Source organism: Paenibacillus vulneris (assembly GCF_039543185.1).
In the GTDB taxonomy this organism is placed as follows: domain Bacteria; phylum Bacillota; class Bacilli; order Paenibacillales; family NBRC-103111; genus Paenibacillus_S; species Paenibacillus_S vulneris.
In genome coordinates, this window is the sequence record NZ_BAABJG010000021.1 from 152,441 (window position 1) to 169,097 (window position 16,657).

Here is a 16,657-nt window from a genome sequence, read left to right on the forward strand (position 1 = left end):
GTGCATACAAAAAAACCGCAAGCTTAATCGCTTGCAGTTCCTCTATTATGGATTCAGTTATTCAGGAAGCCGACTTGGGAAAGGTCAGCATAAATACAGTTTCCTTATCCGTGCTGGAGAACGAGATCTCCCCGTCATTTTTATGCATAATTTGCTTGCAAATCGTAAGACCTAAACCCGTTCCATTCGTTTTGTTGGTAACAAATGGAACAAACAGCGACTTGGCGAGCTCCGCCGGAATAGGAGGACCGTTATTCGTAATGTGAATATAGGCTTTACGCTGGTCCTCGAAGGCGGATATCTTCATTTTTTTATCATACTTCGCTTGAGAGAGCGCATCGATACCATTATTAATCAAATTGTTCAGCACCTGTTGGATTCCCAGCCTCTGAACGCGAAGGGTCATATGCTCCGGAATTTTAACGCACAGATTGACATTTTCATTAATTAGTCGAGGGCGCAGCAACGACAGGTTGTATTCCAGCATCTGCTTGACGGAGATCGGCTCCTTCTCTTCTTCCACCATAGGCTTCTTGGAGAAGCTGAGAAATCCGGTCACCTGCATATGCATATTGTTGCATTCATCCTCTATGAACTCCAAATAGGAGTCTATCTTCTCTTTTGGCAGAGAATGGATATTAGAACGAAGCAGTTTAATAAACCCTTTAATAGAAGTTAAAGGGTTGCGAATTTCGTGCGCCATGCTGGCGGCCATTTTCCCGATCAGATTCATCAGGTCGTCGTGAAGCTGGTGAATAGCCGTATCTTTTTCTATCATTGAAGCCAATGTAATCTGCCAATAATGCTTGCATAGGATTCCCTCGAAATCGTCGATTCGAAGACAAATTTGGTGATACAAGGTTGCCGGCAGCGAATCTCCGAGTACATCCAGCAAGGCGCGGCGCCATGAGTGAGAGCATTGAATAATATCAATAATTTGAAGCCCCAATTCCTCGAACCTTCCGCACCAATCGTCAACCAATTGCCGAATCGGATGCTGCTCCGGGGGAATATGAAGATCGGTAATATAATCAAAATAGATGTCGCCCCTGCGCATCATATTGGATACATTATACCCGCGTAAAATCTGCTCCTCCATCAGCTTCTGCCACTGCTCAATAACCTGTGACTTCTTATCCCTTACATGCTTTAACAAAGGCTCTGCATCCATAAAAGAAAACCCGCCTATATATAGGAGTGTGATATTACATAACATATCATAAAGAGATCGGAAGTCCAATGCTCAAAACTATAGGACTTTATATACATTTTGTCTCATAGGAATAGTATACATTATTATGCGGAAATATAAATATGAAATTCTCCGATGGATTCCAGACTAAGAGGAATACTGAACACTTCGCCACCCCAATGGTTTGCAGCTCCATTAATGAGGCTCGGCGGTGTAATATCGACTTCGATCCCCTGCTGAAACAGCAAGGTGCTGGCATTTCCGCTAATCATATTCCCCAGCTCGCCGACCGCGCTCTGGCACATCTCATCAAAATGCGTGAGGGGGTAACCGCCCATCATCCCGGATACCATCCGTAAAGCAACCGTCTCGGGAATACCAAAAATAATATCCTTTTGCAGCTGGCCTAGAATCCCGATTTTGAGCCAAACGTAATCCTCCGTGTATTGGATCGTTCTCATACTAAGCTGCCCGACAATGGGTTTAATTTGGATCAGCGTTTCAATGACATGAAGTGATGAAGTTAAGAACGGGTTCACGAAGTTTGCTTGCACATGATACAGCCCCTTTACAAAGAAAGTTATAAGAATTAAAAAAAACTGCCCGAAATTGGGCAGTCTTGTTTTTGCAAAACTTAGAACCTATGCGCCGTTTTCGGTAACCCAGCCGCCATAGGAATGCTCCTTTAGGCCTGTGGCTTTGCGTCCCTGCCTTTCGGCAAGTTTGCCATTATCGATTTGTCATGGTGATTATATAGCCAAACTACATCCATTGTAGCATACAAGCTGGCAAAATAGTACTTGTTTTCCTATAGCACCAACCGCATCTCCATGACTTTACTACTATATCCGGCTATTTGTAAAGAGGCCAAATTCATATAAGTACCCGCCAAGTGGTGAAGAACCTATTTCAGTCCCGTTAATGCAATGCCGCGGATAATATGCTTTTGAAACAACAGGAATACGGCGATTAGCGGAAGCACCGAGACACTTGCTCCTGTCATAATCATCGCCCAGCCGCTGCTGTCCTTCTGTTCGCTCGAGAAGAAGGATATGCCCACCGGAATGGTTAATCGTTCGGGCGACTGGGTCACAATAAGCGGCCAAATAAAAGCGTTCCAGCTGGATAAAAAAGTAAGTATTCCTAATGCAGCCAGCGCGGGACGAACAAGAGGCACCGCAATACGCACCATGATGCTCCATTCATTCAAACCATCGACTCTGGCTGCGTCCAGCAGCTCTTGAGGAACCTGCTCCATAAATTGCTTCATCAGGAAAATGCCGAAAGCCGACATGATCCCGGGAAACAAAATCCCCGTATACGTATCTACCCAATCCAGTTGAACAGAGGCGATATACCAGGGGATGATCAGCATCTCCGTAGGCACCATCATCGTGCTTAAGATGGCGATAAAGATAACCTGCTTGCCGTGAAATGAAAATCGGGCCAGAATATAGCCTGCTACCGTATCAAACAGCGCCACGCTTGCCGTCGTTATGCAGGCTACGATCAGGCTGTTCAGCATCCAATCGGCGAACGGGGATTGGACGAACAAGGCCGCATAATTATCAAGGGTCATCGTCTCCGGAATCAGCTGCAAGGAGAATACGTCCTTCGGCAGCTTCAAGGAGGTGGCGATCATCCACACAAAAGGAAATACCATTCCCGCAGCTCCGATGATGAGTACGATATGAAGCAGAACTATAGTAGCCCCGAACCGGCGCCTCTTGTTCGTTCCACCGGCGTTTCCTGTAACCTTCACTGCCTTCACCCCCTAGGGCCTAATACTCTGTTTTGCTGCTTAATATCTTCATCTGCAGCAGAGACAGCAATAAAATAATGACAAACAGCACCACGGTCGCCGCAGCCGCCTCTCCCATATTGAAATGCTTAAAGGCCATATCGTAGATATACAATACCAGGGAAACCGTCGAGTTCAGCGGACCTCCCAAGGTCATATTCAACACCTGGGTGAACGATTGCAGATAGCTGATGCTGGCAATAATGACGGAGAACACTAGAACCGGGTTGAGCAGCGGTAAGGTAATATAACGAAACCTTTGCCAGCGGTTCGCTCCGTCGATGGAAGCTGCATCGTAATACAAGGTCGGGATATTCTCCAGCCCGCTCAAAAAGACAATCATCTGAAACCCGATGCTCTGCCATATCATTGCGGCAATAACAATAAAGATCGCTTGAGACGGAGAGCCCAGGAATAGCTGCGGCTCGAGACCCAGCTTCAGGAGCAGCGCATTGATAACTCCGTTTTTCATAAAAATCCAGCGAAACACCCAGCTTACCGCCACTACACTGGTGATATAGGGGATAAAGTAAAGGGTCCGGTACAAGCCTCTGGATACATGGAGCTTATGAAGAAGGAGCGCAACCGCCAAACCGGCGATCAACTGCCCCGGCACGCCGATCAGAACATATACGAACGTATTGCCGAGCGACCTGATGAACTTCGTATCCTGAAAGAGCGCTGCATAGTTGTCGAATCCGACGAAGGGCTTCTCCTCCGACAATAAATCCCACTCCCGGAAGCCAATGTTGAATGCATAGGCAATAGGAAGAATACGTACGATGACAAAAAAAAGAAGGGGCAGCAGAAGGCAGCTGTAAATAAACAGATAGCGCTGCTTTTTATAGCTGAGCCCGCTTTTAAAGGAAATTGGCTTTTTACGGAGTGCAAGCTTATTTACTTGTTCCATAGACACTCCCCCTGACTCCCGCCTCATTTCTTATCCTGCTTCGCCCAATAATCGTCATACAGCTTCTGCGTCTTCGATACAAGCTCCTCGAAAGCTTTCTCGTAAGGCACCTTGTTCAGCACGACCTGATCGACCGCCTCTGTGAAGTAGTCCCGCTCCAGCTTCTCATCAACGAAGAAATGGGCATGTGCCACGCCAAGCTGTTGAATGAACGGCCCCAGCTTCTCATCCTTGGCATATTTCTCCTGCAAAGCGACCTCCTTCTTGGCCGGAAGCTCACCGACCTTCTCCACCCATTGCTCCTGCACTTCCTTGCTTGTCAAATATTTCAGCCACTCCGCGGCGGCTTCAAGCTTTTTGCCCTGCACGTTTTTCGTAATGGCATTGGCCCAGAACGATACCTGCGTCGCTTTCTCCTTATATGCAGGCAGCGGGGCGATCGCGTACGGCAAATCCGGCACATCCTTTTTCAAGCCGCCGAGCTGGAACGAACCGTCGATATTCATCGCCGCATGACCGCCCTTGAAGGCCGTAATGTCATCATTATAAAAATTGTTCGTGCCCACCTTATGTACAAGCGACAAATCTATCAAATATTTGAAGGCCTCAAGCCCTGCCGGGGATTGGTTCCACAAAATTTTGCGTCTATCGTCACTGATGTCTTTGCCCCCCGCCTGATACACCAGCGCATCCCGGTACCAATGATGCAGCTGCGCGTTCGGCTGCCAAGCCAGCCCCTCGATGACGTACTGGCCGTTCTTATCCTTCTGGGTCAGCTTCTTGGCGTAATCCACCAGCTCATCCCATGTTGCCGGCGGTTTGGCGGGATCCAGCCCGGCCTTGGCGAACAGCTCCTTGTTATAAAAAAGCGCGAGGGTACGGACAGCCGTCGGAATGGCGTAATATTTGCCGTTCAGCTTGGCGGTATCCACGAAGGGGAAAAACTCCTGCTTAATGGCCGCCTCCGAAAAGGCGCTGTCCGGCAGCGGCTGCAAGTACCCCGAGGAGACATATTTGGGCAGCCAGCCGTAGTACAGGTTGATGACATCGGGTCCTTTTCCCGCAGGAACAAGCGCCGCCACCTTCTCGTTATATTGGTCATAGGGAAAATTGGTTTGCTTTACAATAATGTTAGGATGCTTCTTCTGAAAATCCTCGATGAGCGCATGGATCAAATCGACCTTGGCCGGGTACTGATACTGCCAATATTCGATGGTCACTTTCTCGTCCTTGGACTGAGCGGCATCGGCGGACGATTTGGCTGCTTCCTGGTCCTTGGGTGTGTCTCCTTTCCCGGAAGCATGCTGGGCCGCCCCTCCCGAGCAGCCGGATAAAGCGATAAGTAAGCCGGATAGCAGCAAAGCGGCTCTCATCCTGTCTATGGATTGGCTGTTCCTTCTTCTCTTCATGCTCTTCCTTCCTCTCTCCTATTCAGTTAGCTTCGTTGGAACATTCAGCAATCGCCTCGCATTGTTGCCGAACACGTTCTCGATATCCCGCTCGCTCCAGTTCAATTCCCGGCAAACCCGGACCTGATCCTGTAAATAGCGGTATACATAGCCTCTTGGAAAGCTGCTGGAATCCGAACCGTAGATGATCCGCTCCGGTCCGATCAGCTCATAGGTCTTACGAAAGAGCGTCTCCAGGGTTAGCTCATATGGGGTCCAGCGCATCCATTGATTGGAGCCTGAAGTATCGATGTAAATGTTCGGACAGCTCCAGCACAAATGCAGCAGCTCCTGGAAATAGCCGGCGCCGAAATGCGGAATGATGAACGGAATCTCCGGATATTCCCGGGCTACATTAAAGATCGATAGCGGGCTGATATTAGGGTGATGCACAATGCCGCCCGTATGGCCCAGGATACCGAAATGAATCAGCACGGGCAGCCTTCTCTCCGCTGCGAAGGTCCAAACCGGTGTCAAGGAGGCTGAGTCGAAGGCGACTTGCACCAGCGGGCCGAACAGCTTGTAGCCTCTTAGTCCCAGCTCATCGACCGCTCTCTTCAACTCCTCGGCCGCATCCGGCTGTTCAATGGAATGGTGGGCGAAGCCGGTAAACCGGTCGGGACTGACCCGAATCTGCTCCGCCAAATTATCGTTATTCCATGCGGTCAAGAAGTTGATGCCCCCGATGTCATACTTTTCGAGCTCCTCCTTCCAACGCTCAATGACAGGCTTGCCTGCCTCCCTCTCCTCCTCCTGGTCCCTGCGGGGAAAGTCCCACGTCAGCCGCATTCGCTCCGACCGCTTGGCGTTATGCTCGTTAATAATCTCGCTGCGCTTCAGAAACGGCAGCGGATAGGGCAGATGCGCATGAATGTCAAACACCTTGAATCCGTTAGTGAACATATCCATCCTCCTTTGCCTAGAACATAAAAAAAGGAGATGCTGCAGCTCTTCTCTTAAAGAGCGCCTCATCTCCGGCCGTCCGGCGAATGATACTTTTATTATTCCTATATACTTAGTTGGTTTTAATGGTTATTTGTATACTAAATCCATTGCCGTCAGATGTCAACCCTTTTTTTACCACCGAACCCAAAAGAGAGCAGCTGCATTAGATCCGCATTCTGCCCCTTCCTATTTTGCCGACTAGTTCCCGGCATCCAAGTTCGAACGCTTCCCCCGGGTTATTTTATAGACCATCCAGATCCCCGCCGCTGCAATCGGAATCCATAGCAGCTTGAGTCCGTAGCTGTGAATCAGCAGCCCAACCTGCTCAACGTGATTTCCAGCCATTTTGCCTGCGGCGAAAAAAATCAATGTCCACACAAAGCCTGTGGAGTAGGACAGCAGCGCATACTTTCGGAAGCCCATCTTATTGATCCCGACGATATAGGGGGTAACATGTCTGACTACCGGGAAAAAGTAGCTTACTACTAGAGCATAGGGGCCGTATTTCTCCACCAGCTTCTCCGACATGGACAAGTACCTCTCCATCTTCTTCTGACGCTTCCATTTTTCAATGACCCTTGTCCCCATAAAGCGGCCCAGAAAATAGCCCAAGGACAGTCCCGAGATAACGCCGAGATACGTTAACAAGAAAGCCGGAATCTCATGCAGCAGCCCGCTTGCGGCAGCCGCTCCACCGGTCATTACGATCACTTCGTCGGGAATCGGCATTCCCACGATACCGAGCCACAAGGCAAAAAATAATGCCGCATAGCCGTAGTCGCCGATCATGCTGATTAACGTATCATAGCCCATCTTCCCCGGCACCTCTCTTGCGGCAAACATAAACAAAAGCAGGCGGCAGGTTCAGAGGGACGAATCGAATGCTTTCTACTTCAAAATAGCGGCTTAATTGCTGCTTCATCTGCAGCGAATACTGGAAGGCCACGAACCATCCGCCCGGCTTCAGCGACAGCAATACTTCCTGCAGGATGGCATCGCGGATCGGCTGCGGGAAATTAAAGAAAGGCAGTCCGCTCAATATCAGGTCTAACGATTCGATTCCTTCCTTGCTCATCGCTTTGCGGATCTGACAGGCATCCGGATAACAGGCCATGTCCGTGTATTTTTCGGCCAGCTGGTTTCTGAGCGCGGTATCCTTTTCAAATAAAAGGATTCTTGTATGCTTCCCTGCAACTTGTTTCATAGATTCGGTAATCGCACCGGTCCCTGCTCCCAATTCTGCGGCAGCTTCTATTCCATCCCAAGGAATGCTTCGCGTCATGGCTCTGGCCAAATATTTCGAGCTGGGGGTAATACTCCCCACATCTTTAGGGGATTGAATAAATTTATTAAGAAAAAGGAATTTTTCCTGCACCATCGTTCCAATATTGATCATCTATTGAGCAACTCCCTGCTTCATGGTCTCGTCATCTTTTATCTATAGATTACAGATAATGGATTTGCGTCTCAATAGTCCGCAGGCTGGGAATTCCCTGGACCTAAGGCTAGGATGTCCAATATCCCCTTCATCTCATGCAGGTTATTGGCAGGTATTGTCATTTGGTGGAAGGCTGTCGGCATGTCTTAGTTATTTATTCAGCTTGCCGAGCCAAATGGTATCCCGGGCTAACGCGTACCGGTTCATATATTTGCAGCCAAGCCAAAAGCAGAATAAGGCATAAGGCACTGCAATCCCATAAATCAACAGCAGGTGGTAACCAAAATCAGGCGCCGGACCTGATCGAAACGTTGCCCCATCCAGTCGATGCGGCATAATAACAGCATTGGCCAATTGAAAGCTGAGAATGTATCCGCCATATAGCGGCGCCGTAAAAATCATCTGCCAGGAGCGTTTCAGAAAAGCGGGAAACCCTTGTAAAGCAATAATATACAAAATGATGAGCGGAATAAACACTAAAGCATAGTGGGAGAAGTAACTCAGCGCGACCTTCAGCTCCTCTTTCGGCATCGGGTCTATCCACTGTCGCACAGCCGTGCCGATAACCGTACTTAGCAGCAGAACCGCCAAGTAAGGCAGCACAACGGATAAATAAGCCATGGCGCGGCTCCCAAGCAGCAATCGCCGTGAATGCGGCATCGCAACCCACCACGAGGCAGTCCCTTTCATAAATTCAGTTTGCCGATTAAAGTAATATATGATCGTAAACATATAAAAGCCAATGAACACTAAAGAAAAGAACGAGACCAATTCAAACACTTCCCCGGCGTTTTGGTACGCAATGAAGGCAATAACCATCATTAACACGCCAGCAATAGTTTTTCCTTGACGATGATTTTGCAGCCCGAACCAGAGATATCTGCGTCTCTCCATCGCAACTAGCGACCAAAATGGATTGCTGTTCCGGCTAACGCTCGGTCTAGACCTTGTTACTGGCAAGGCTGCCTGTCGTTCAGGATGTCGTCTAACGGCAGCACTGCCGGTCCAAGAGCTTGCTTTCACCAAATACCTCATCCCGACTGTCGCGGTAAACCCTAAACATAGGATGGAAAAGGGCCATCCGATCAACAAAGCGATGCCGGCAAATCGGCTAACAGATAACGGCGTAAGAGTAGTTGAAGCGAAGCCAGTGTCCCCCGCCATAAAGGTAAATATAAGGCTTAGCGTAAATAAATACATCATCACCAGGATCACAAGACTGCGCACCCACCACAACGGAAATACCGATACGAGAATCCCTAGACTGACTATCACCGGCAAGGCTGCAATCAAAAGAAGCGCCCCCGCTCCCAAGGTCAATAGCACGTCAGTCCATGCGGCAGCCTCTATTTGATGCAGTCCTAATAAAAGGGCATATTGTGCCATTCGTATCAGCACAAAATACAAAAACAGCTGCATCCCTATTCGCCATAATGCCAGCGCTTTGCCCAATACGAGGGTCAGACGGGGATGAGGAAGCAGAAGCCACCATGCTCTTTCCTGCTTGGTGGAGAGGTGGATTCCATCTATCAGGACAAAAAAGATCATCACTGTGAAAACATTCAGTACTGCAGTGCTCAGCAAGCCATTGACCGTAGTAAAGCCTCTCATCAATACTATGCTGACAGCTAGCAGGACCAGCATACCGAGACCGATCCATTTGTAGTTACTTCTGCGGGTTCCAAGCATAAAAGAGCCGAATCGGCTTGTTTCCATATCGGCAAGCAGCTTGATGATTTTCATGAGAACACTTCCCTATAGCGAGCTTCAACCGATAGTCCCTGCTCTCTTAATGCATCTACCTCATCTGTCGCCCGGATTGTCCCTTGATCAATCAAAATCAGTGTATCAAATAATTGCTCCATCTCGCGAATATCATGTGTTGCAATAAGGAAGGTTCGTTCCCCATCCGCCAGATCACCAACGACTGTAGATGCTATCCGCTCACGCGATATCATATCGACGCCGGTGAACGGTTCATCCAGCATGATGAGCGGAGACTTGCGGGCTAGACAGCTCAATAGCTGCAATCTGGCTTCCTCTCCCCTGGACAAGGAAGCAATGCGCAGCGCCAAATCCAGCTTCAATGTTTCTGTCAGCTGTTCGGCGTAAAGGGAGTCCCAATCCGGATAAATCGATTCGGCATACTGGAGCCACTCACCGGACGTAAGCCATCCGGGGAGTTTGCCCCGATCCGGCAGCACAGCCATGCTTCTTAATGTCGCTATGCCTGCCTTTTCCCCGAATACAGCAACCGTTCCTGCTGTTGGCTCCAATATTCCTGAGCAAACCTTCAGTAAAGTGGATTTACCCGCCCCGTTAGGACCGAGCAGACCGGCTATGCGTCCTTTCTCCAGGGTAAACGTAGCGTCCTGCAGCACTCTCGTTTTCCCTATGGTTACGCTAACCTGCCGGCACTCGATGACCGGCGCATTATCATTGCCTTGAGCGATCATTCTCTTGTTCCCCCTTTGTATCCTCCTAATAACAGCAGCTCTTCCACCGTCATGTTGAGCGATTCGGCGACCTCGCGCAGCTTGCGTACGGCTTGAGCAGCAAGCGTTTCCTTGCTCTGTTGAATGATGGCTTCGTCTTTCGTAACGAAAGTGCCTTGACCGCGGTAAGTTACGATCAATTGCTCTCTTTCCAGCTCCTGGTATGTCTTCATTACCGTTGTCGGGTTGACGCGAATGCCTGCAGCCAACTCCCTGACAGACGGCAAACGGGTACCGGGAGCCAATTCGCCGCGCGCTATATCGGCACGCAGCTGCTCAACGAACTGTTCATACAGAGGACGCGACGGGTCGATTCGCACTTGATCCGGCTTCCATCTAAAATCGTCCATTCGTTCCACTCCAATGTTAGAAGTGTATGGTTACACACCATACAATATGTGTGTATTGTATCACGACTCACCACACACTTCAACAGGCGATTGGCACAAAAAAATCCTCCACAGTCAGGCATGAAGCATGCATGACCATGAAGGACCTGGTTATTTTCTAGCTATGTACTCGTTTAGAGTCTACTTCCTGCAAAAATTGAAGCGTCGCCTGAATGGCCTCCTCGAGATGAGGGGTCGTGGAGACGAACGGATGCACCGCGCCGAACGTATGGTTCCCGCCTTGGATCACGGTTGGCTTATGCTGGGGGGCTCCTGCACGAAGCGCCTCAAAACCCGCAAGCAGACGCGGCGAGTCCTGATCCCCCTGCACCTGCAGCACCGGAATGGTGAGCTCCGCCAGACGGCGAATGATATCAAACCGTTCCCCGTTAGCCTCCAGGTCGGCATAAAATTCAGCCCGGATCGGCATCTCCTGCTTCGTGCGCGCATTGGTCACATAGCCGACTCCATCCTCCAGCACCCGAGCCTTGAAGGCTTCGTCGAATAAATCGGCGTAGGCGCTTCCGTTCCACGTGACAAGAGCCCGAATCTCGGGATGCTCGGCCGCAAAGACGATTCCCCCGCCGCCTCCGCGGCTGTGGCCGAGCAAATAGATGCGCTCCGTATCGGCCTTCTCGGCAAGCGGCAGCTTTCGCCCGAGCAATGCCTTAAGCACAATATCGAGATCCTGCTGCTCGCGCGAGAATGTGTTTACGCCGAATTTGTCCAGCTCGTCAAAGTCCGTTTCATTGACACCGTTGCACGAGAAATTATAGGTCACCACGAAGAAACCGGCTTCGGCGAACCTTTCCGCAATATAAGGGAAGAACCCCCAATCCTTGAAGCCTTTAAAGCCGTGGCTGATTAGCAACACAGGCTTTAGTGCCTCGCTGGCGGAGCCCTCCTCCCGCTTTAGTCTTACGTCCCCGCGAATATAGAGCGGCTCGCCGGCAGGCAAATGCCCCGCTTCTAACCGGAAGGCAGCATGATCCGTATAAGTCGGCTTCAATTCGATCACTCCTTTTATGGGATGCTGAATAAGGCTGTACTATTCACTTGCATAAACGATAACATTATCGTAGCATATTGCCCTAAATGGATAAACATCTCCATGCGGAACCCTCAATCGCATCTTAAGTTCCTTATAAAGCAAGGGAGAGCAACCCCTGTGTCAGAGCTGCTCTCCCTCGTACAAGCATGAACTAATGATTAACCTTAATGATATCGGTCCCCCGGAACGTATGACCGTTTCTCAATGCCCCTGTGATCGTAACCTCCACATTGCCATTTTGTCCCTGAAGCGCCCCGATAAGCTGCTGCCGGTCAAATTTGAGCGCAGCTTTATTGCCTGAAGCGGCTTGGGCTGCTATAGGCTTGCTTCCATAGACGCTCATCTGTACCGTCGAAGCATCGATGGCGGAGGCATCATAACCTGCAGGAAGCTGAATAGATACGGTGACGGAATTCTGGCCCCCTTGGCTTTTCAGATTCAAGGTTTGCGGCTCAACCTTCACCTCGGCCGGAAGTACGACATACATATTCGGCGCGGGAGGTGTCTCCATTCCAACTCCGAGGTAGAACCCGGTATGCGGCGGCTGGTTGTACGCGACATTTTGCCATGCAATACCCAGTCGATAGACCGGATCATGCATCAGCGTATAAATCCGATGGTCCGTCAAATCCGTCGTTGTGTAAATATGCAAGGCCGTGCTGTCCTCCGTTCTCCACACCGCTTCCTCCCTCCAGTCGCCGAACAAGTCAGCCTGCAGAGCCGGATTCGCTTTGGTGCCGTTATTGGAGGCTGCCTCCGTTGCGGTCAGCAGATTCACGGTTTTGTAATTGTTGTAATCCCATTTGTCGATGTGGTTGTTATCCAACAGCTCACGAAGAAGGTCACCGTCCCACCAAATGCCGAAATTGATCGAAGGCGTGGAGCTGCTGATTTTCTGCCCTTTGTTCGAGTACAACCCGACTCCTGTCGATGCCCATACTTCCTCACCCTCATAGTTCGGATCGATGTCCGCCGACATGCCGCGGCCCGTATCCTTCCCTGTATGGACACCCCATAGAACTTCTCCTGTAGCCGCATCCCACATGGCTGCGCCGTACGGGGAATTTTTGTCTTCATTGACCTTGAACACTTCAAGTCCCGGTCTGCCAGGGTCCAAATCACCGACATGCAGGGCATCGCCATGACCTAATCGGGTATTGTAGAGCCCTTTTCCGTTATCGTCGATCGTCACGGCCCCGTAGATGATCTCATCCTTGCCGTCACCGTCAACATCGGCCACGCTTAAATTGTGATTCCCCTGCCCTGCGTAGGTCTCATTGCCGGGTTCATTGCTGTCGAAGGTCCAGAGCTTGGTCAGCTCCCCGTCACGCCAGTTGTACGCAACAAGTACGGTTCTGGTATAGTAACCTCGTGCCATCACAAGACTCGGTCTTTTGCCGTCCAGATAGGCGATACATGCAAGGAAACGGTCAACCCGGTTGCCGTAATTATCCCCCCAGTCCGTCACCTTGCCTCTCGGCGGATCATAAGGCGCCGTTACTAGCTCCTTGCCGGTTTTCCCTTCGAATATCGACAAATACTCCGGCCCCGATAGCACACGTCCAGGGCGACTGCCTGTCAGATCGCGATAGTCCGCATTCGCATCTCCAATGACTTTGCCGGTTCCATCCGTCGTTCCGTCAGCCGTTTTGAACGCGATCTCCGCTTTGCCGTCCCCGTCGAGGTCGTATACCATAAATTGCGTATAATGCGCACCCGCGCGGATGTTTTTCCCGAGACCAATGCGCCATAACAAGGTGCCATCCAGCTTGTAAGCGTCAATAAACACCTCTCCGGTAACCCCGTCCTGCGAGTTATCCTTGGAGTTGGACGGGTCCCATTTAAGCACGATTTCATACTGGCCGTCCCCATCCAGATCCCCGACACTTGCATCATTAGCACTGTATGTAAAGGTGGAGCCGTCCGGGTTGACGCCGTCAGCCGGCTTTTGCAGAGGAACCGACAAGTAATTCGTATCCCAAACGCCTGCTTCGGCCGAAGCCGGCTGCTCCTTGCCGTTCAGAACAGCTCTGACCGTGTACTTCGATTCACTTGAGCCGGAATTGTCCTGATAATTCGTACTATTCGTTATCGGGGACGGGTTGACCTTCACCCCGTCGCGATACAGATTGAAAGCAATACCGTCAGGCTCATTGCCGAGCAGCCTCCAGCTGACGAACACACCGCTGTCTGTTTTTACCGCTACAAGACCTCGGTCTAAGTATTCCATTTGCCTTTGTATAGAAGAAGCGCCTGGTATGCCTGCCGAACCGGCAGCCGCACTTGCCTGCAGCGGCGCGGCCAATGCGCCTAATAATATGGCACCTGCAAGTACATGGCTTGTTTTCTTGAATCTCCGATTGAGCTTCTTATTCATCCGTTATTTCGCCTCCTAATGTACTTCCATCATTTGGTTGTGCTTCATCCGTATCTCCCCTGCTGCCTGTTTCCATCACACCGCTACAAAATGTATACGGTTACAAAATGTCATTTCACCTCCTGCCTATCCTCTCTTCTAGTCCTGCCAGCAAGCCTGTACTACCCCCTAACCATAAGGGATTCTCCCTCCGGCTAACAATTGTATATTTTTGATTACCTTGCATTTTTTTGTTTTACGCCCGTTTTTTCGATTGTACTTTTTTGCATACACAGGGACATTTACCCAACGGATTCGTTATGATACTCTGAAACCAAAGGCATTTACTGGAAAAGGGCGGTGCAAAAGATGAAGGATCATTTTTACTTCCCCGGTTTTTTTACATCGTTTCATGTTTGGAGCATTTTATATAAAAATGCAGAGAAAGGCTCCGTATATCCGAACCATAAACATCCGATGTTTGAAATTTTATATATTGAATCCGGTTTCATGAGCGAATGGATTAACGGGATTGAGTACGAGCTGAGAGCAGGGGATTTTATTCTCGTCAATTCCGGCGAGCTGCACTATCCGCAAGCGCATGAGGAAAGCCGGTTTTTCAATTTTCACTTCGATGTGGAGCCCCGGGAGGTCCATTCGTTGTTCCACCGCAGGAGACAGCCGATTGTCAGCACGCAGCAGCCACCCGAAATTCAAAGCGAGATCCGGCATTCCATGAACCGGCTGATCCAATTGTTCAAGTCGCTGGAGGAGCCGGCCTTCACCCAGAAAATGATGGTGCAGTCCATGATGATGCAATTTTTGGCTTTTTTAATTGAAAAAATTGTAATCCCCGATATCCGGGATGAACCCTCTGCCCCCAAATCGAAGCATACGATTGCTGCGGAAGCGGCCTATTTGCTGGAGACATACGGAGGAGCGGAAGGATTGAAAATTTCGGAGCTGTCGGAGCGCTTGCACGTGCACCGCAATTATATTACGGACTGCTTTAAGCAGGTGTACGGGATGTCCCCGAAGCACTATCTCAATAAAGTGAAGATCGAGAAGGCCAAGAAGCTGCTGCAGGAATCCACGTTGTCTGTGGAGGACATCGCCTTGAAGCTGAACTTTTCGTCGGCCGCCTATTTCTGTAAATTTTTTCGCGCCCAGGTAGGTACGACCCCTTTTCAATATCGCTGCGGTGTCAGTGCAAAAGTGTTATTTTAGCATTCTTTTGTGAATTGCTGGCCCCCGAAAACCCGTGATAGGATAACACTAAACCGCTTTCAAAAGGAAACTAAAAGGGGGATTGCAAAATGGTAATTCGTTCTTACGCGGCAGCTATGGCAGCATTGCTGGCTATCGGTGCTCTTATCGGCTGCAGCAACGGAGGTAGCGGGCAAACCGCTGCACCAACACCCGATCAGGGTACCCAGGCCCCTGCCAAGCAAGAGCCTGTGAAGCTGTTGATGGCGCAAAAATGGTCTGAAATCAACGACGCCGATTTCCAATCGCTTATTGTCGAGCCGCTCCGGCAAAAATATCCCCATATCGAAATCGAAATGCTCAAGGGCGACAACATTAAGGAAATGGTAGCCGCAGGCACTGTGCCGGACCTTATCGCGACATGGGTCAATCTGATCCCGGATTATCAGGAGCTGGGGCTGGTTGAAGATATGACGCCTCTCATCAAGAAGCATAACCTGGATCTGAACCGCTTCGAGGCCACATACGTGGATACCATTCGGGGCTATGATAAAAGCGGACTGGTCGCCCTGCCCTATGATTCGAATTTCAACGTCATTTACTACAATAAAGACATTTTTGATAAGTTCGGCGTCGATTATCCGAAGGACGGCATGACATGGGATGAAACCATCGAGCTGGCCAAGCGCGTGAGCCGGGAGGAGCAGGGCGTCCGCTATCGGGGCTTGGAGGCCGAAGGATACGGGAAGCTGGCACTGCAAATCGCGCTCCCTTCCATCAAGGACGGCAAGTCGAACTTCAATAATGAGTCCTGGAAGCAAATTCTGGAGCTGTCCAAGAAGATCCATACGATCCCTTCGAACGAACCGGTTCCAAATGTTCACCAGCGGAATCAATTTATGAAGGACCGCAATTTGGCGATGTTTGCGACGGGCAACAATTTCAATCTGCTCCAATCGGATGCAGCCAAAGGCTTGAACTGGGACATCGCTCAATATCCAAGCTACCCGGATAAACCGAATATGGCCGGTATGGTGGATGAGCACGTCGCCTTCGTGACCAAAACGAGCAAGCACAAGGACGAAGCGTTCAAGGTGATCGAAATATTAACGTCGGACGCGATTCAGAAAAAAATGACGAGAGCCTCCGGGAAGCTGTCAGTCCTCAAGGATGCCAGCATCCGCCGTGAGCTGGGAGCCGATATGCCCGTGCTGCAGGGCAAGCATCTGGATGCGATATTTAAAGGCACCTATATTCCGGCTTATACGTCAACAAGCAAATATCCCGATGCCAGTAAATTGATAAGCGAGCAAGTGACCAAATACTTGAATGACGAGCAGGATGTGAATACTACGCTGCGCGCCGCCGATGAAGCTATCCAAAACCATATCCGGCAAATCGATATTGGTTCAGGCAAATAATCTTC

General features: G+C 50.0%; 15 protein-coding genes and 1 riboswitch. Of the genes, 2 read left to right on the forward strand and 13 right to left on the reverse strand.

Annotated elements, in window-relative coordinates; translation table 11 throughout:
* Positions 1-61: 61 nt before the first annotated feature.
* The 13 genes from ABEA66_RS19065 to ABEA66_RS19125 all read right to left on the reverse strand — a co-directional run bounded on the left by ABEA66_RS19065 (position 62) and on the right by ABEA66_RS19125 (position 14,046).
* Complete coding sequence (locus ABEA66_RS19065) at positions 62-1,171, reverse strand: sensor histidine kinase (protein ID WP_345589848.1); 1,110 nt, start codon at positions 1,169-1,171, stop codon at positions 62-64.
* Between the two features lie 125 nt (positions 1,172-1,296).
* Positions 1,297-1,746 carry a chemotaxis protein CheX gene (locus tag ABEA66_RS19070; protein ID WP_345589850.1) on the reverse strand — a complete coding sequence of 150 codons (450 nt, stop codon included), beginning with the start codon at positions 1,744-1,746 and terminating at the stop codon, positions 1,297-1,299.
* 99 nt (positions 1,747-1,845) lie between these two features.
* Positions 1,846-1,930: riboswitch (cyclic di-GMP riboswitch) on the reverse strand.
* A gap of 166 nt (positions 1,931-2,096) precedes the next feature.
* The gene (locus ABEA66_RS19075) at positions 2,097-2,954 is read right to left on the reverse strand and encodes a carbohydrate ABC transporter permease (protein ID WP_345589854.1); all 858 of its coding nucleotides are present in this window, start codon (positions 2,952-2,954) and stop codon (positions 2,097-2,099) included.
* Between the two features lie 19 nt (positions 2,955-2,973).
* Positions 2,974-3,903 carry a carbohydrate ABC transporter permease gene (locus ABEA66_RS19080; protein ID WP_345589856.1) on the reverse strand — a complete coding sequence of 310 codons (930 nt, stop codon included), beginning with the start codon at positions 3,901-3,903 and terminating at the stop codon, positions 2,974-2,976.
* Between the two features lie 23 nt (positions 3,904-3,926).
* On the reverse strand, positions 3,927-5,312 hold the full coding sequence (locus ABEA66_RS19085; RefSeq protein ID WP_345589858.1) for a sugar ABC transporter substrate-binding protein: 1,386 nt from the start codon (positions 5,310-5,312) through the stop codon (positions 3,927-3,929).
* A gap of 18 nt (positions 5,313-5,330) precedes the next feature.
* Complete coding sequence (locus ABEA66_RS19090; protein ID WP_345589860.1) at positions 5,331-6,254, reverse strand: amidohydrolase family protein; 924 nt, start codon at positions 6,252-6,254, stop codon at positions 5,331-5,333.
* A 240-nt stretch (positions 6,255-6,494) separates the two neighbouring features.
* The gene (locus ABEA66_RS19095) at positions 6,495-7,109 is read right to left on the reverse strand and encodes a DedA family protein (RefSeq protein ID WP_345589862.1); all 615 of its coding nucleotides are present in this window, start codon (positions 7,107-7,109) and stop codon (positions 6,495-6,497) included.
* Positions 7,099-7,692: a class I SAM-dependent methyltransferase gene (locus tag ABEA66_RS19100; protein ID WP_345589864.1), complete on the reverse strand. Its 594-nt coding sequence runs from the start codon at positions 7,690-7,692 to the stop codon at positions 7,099-7,101. Before ABEA66_RS19100 ends, ABEA66_RS19095 begins: the two co-directional genes overlap by 11 nt.
* Positions 7,693-7,884: 192 nt before the next feature.
* On the reverse strand, positions 7,885-9,477 hold the full coding sequence (locus tag ABEA66_RS19105; RefSeq protein WP_345589866.1) for a hypothetical protein: 1,593 nt from the start codon (positions 9,475-9,477) through the stop codon (positions 7,885-7,887).
* Entirely contained in the window at positions 9,474-10,190 is a 717-nt protein-coding gene (locus ABEA66_RS19110) for an ABC transporter ATP-binding protein (protein WP_345589868.1), read from the reverse strand. Before ABEA66_RS19110 ends, ABEA66_RS19105 begins: the two co-directional genes overlap by 4 nt.
* Positions 10,187-10,579 (reverse strand): GntR family transcriptional regulator, encoded by a 393-nt coding sequence (locus ABEA66_RS19115; RefSeq protein ID WP_079909807.1) that lies wholly within the window; start codon positions 10,577-10,579, stop codon positions 10,187-10,189. Before ABEA66_RS19115 ends, ABEA66_RS19110 begins: the two co-directional genes overlap by 4 nt.
* 157 nt (positions 10,580-10,736) lie before the next feature.
* A complete protein-coding gene (locus ABEA66_RS19120) occupies positions 10,737-11,627 on the reverse strand; it encodes an alpha/beta hydrolase (RefSeq protein WP_345589871.1) in 891 nt (296 codons plus the stop codon).
* Between the two features lie 193 nt (positions 11,628-11,820).
* Positions 11,821-14,046 carry a rhamnogalacturonan lyase gene (locus ABEA66_RS19125; RefSeq protein ID WP_345589873.1) on the reverse strand — a complete coding sequence of 742 codons (2,226 nt, stop codon included), beginning with the start codon at positions 14,044-14,046 and terminating at the stop codon, positions 11,821-11,823.
* Between the two features lie 348 nt (positions 14,047-14,394).
* Here ABEA66_RS19125 and ABEA66_RS19130 point away from each other — a divergent pair, with 348 nt between their 5' ends.
* Together ABEA66_RS19130 and ABEA66_RS19135 are read left to right on the forward strand one after the other, a co-directional pair.
* Complete coding sequence (locus tag ABEA66_RS19130; RefSeq protein WP_345589875.1) at positions 14,395-15,252, forward strand: helix-turn-helix transcriptional regulator; 858 nt, start codon at positions 14,395-14,397, stop codon at positions 15,250-15,252.
* An 89-nt stretch (positions 15,253-15,341) separates the two neighbouring features.
* On the forward strand, positions 15,342-16,652 hold the full coding sequence (locus tag ABEA66_RS19135) for an ABC transporter substrate-binding protein (RefSeq protein WP_192704050.1): 1,311 nt from the start codon (positions 15,342-15,344) through the stop codon (positions 16,650-16,652).
* The last annotated feature ends 5 nt before the right edge of the window (positions 16,653-16,657 follow it).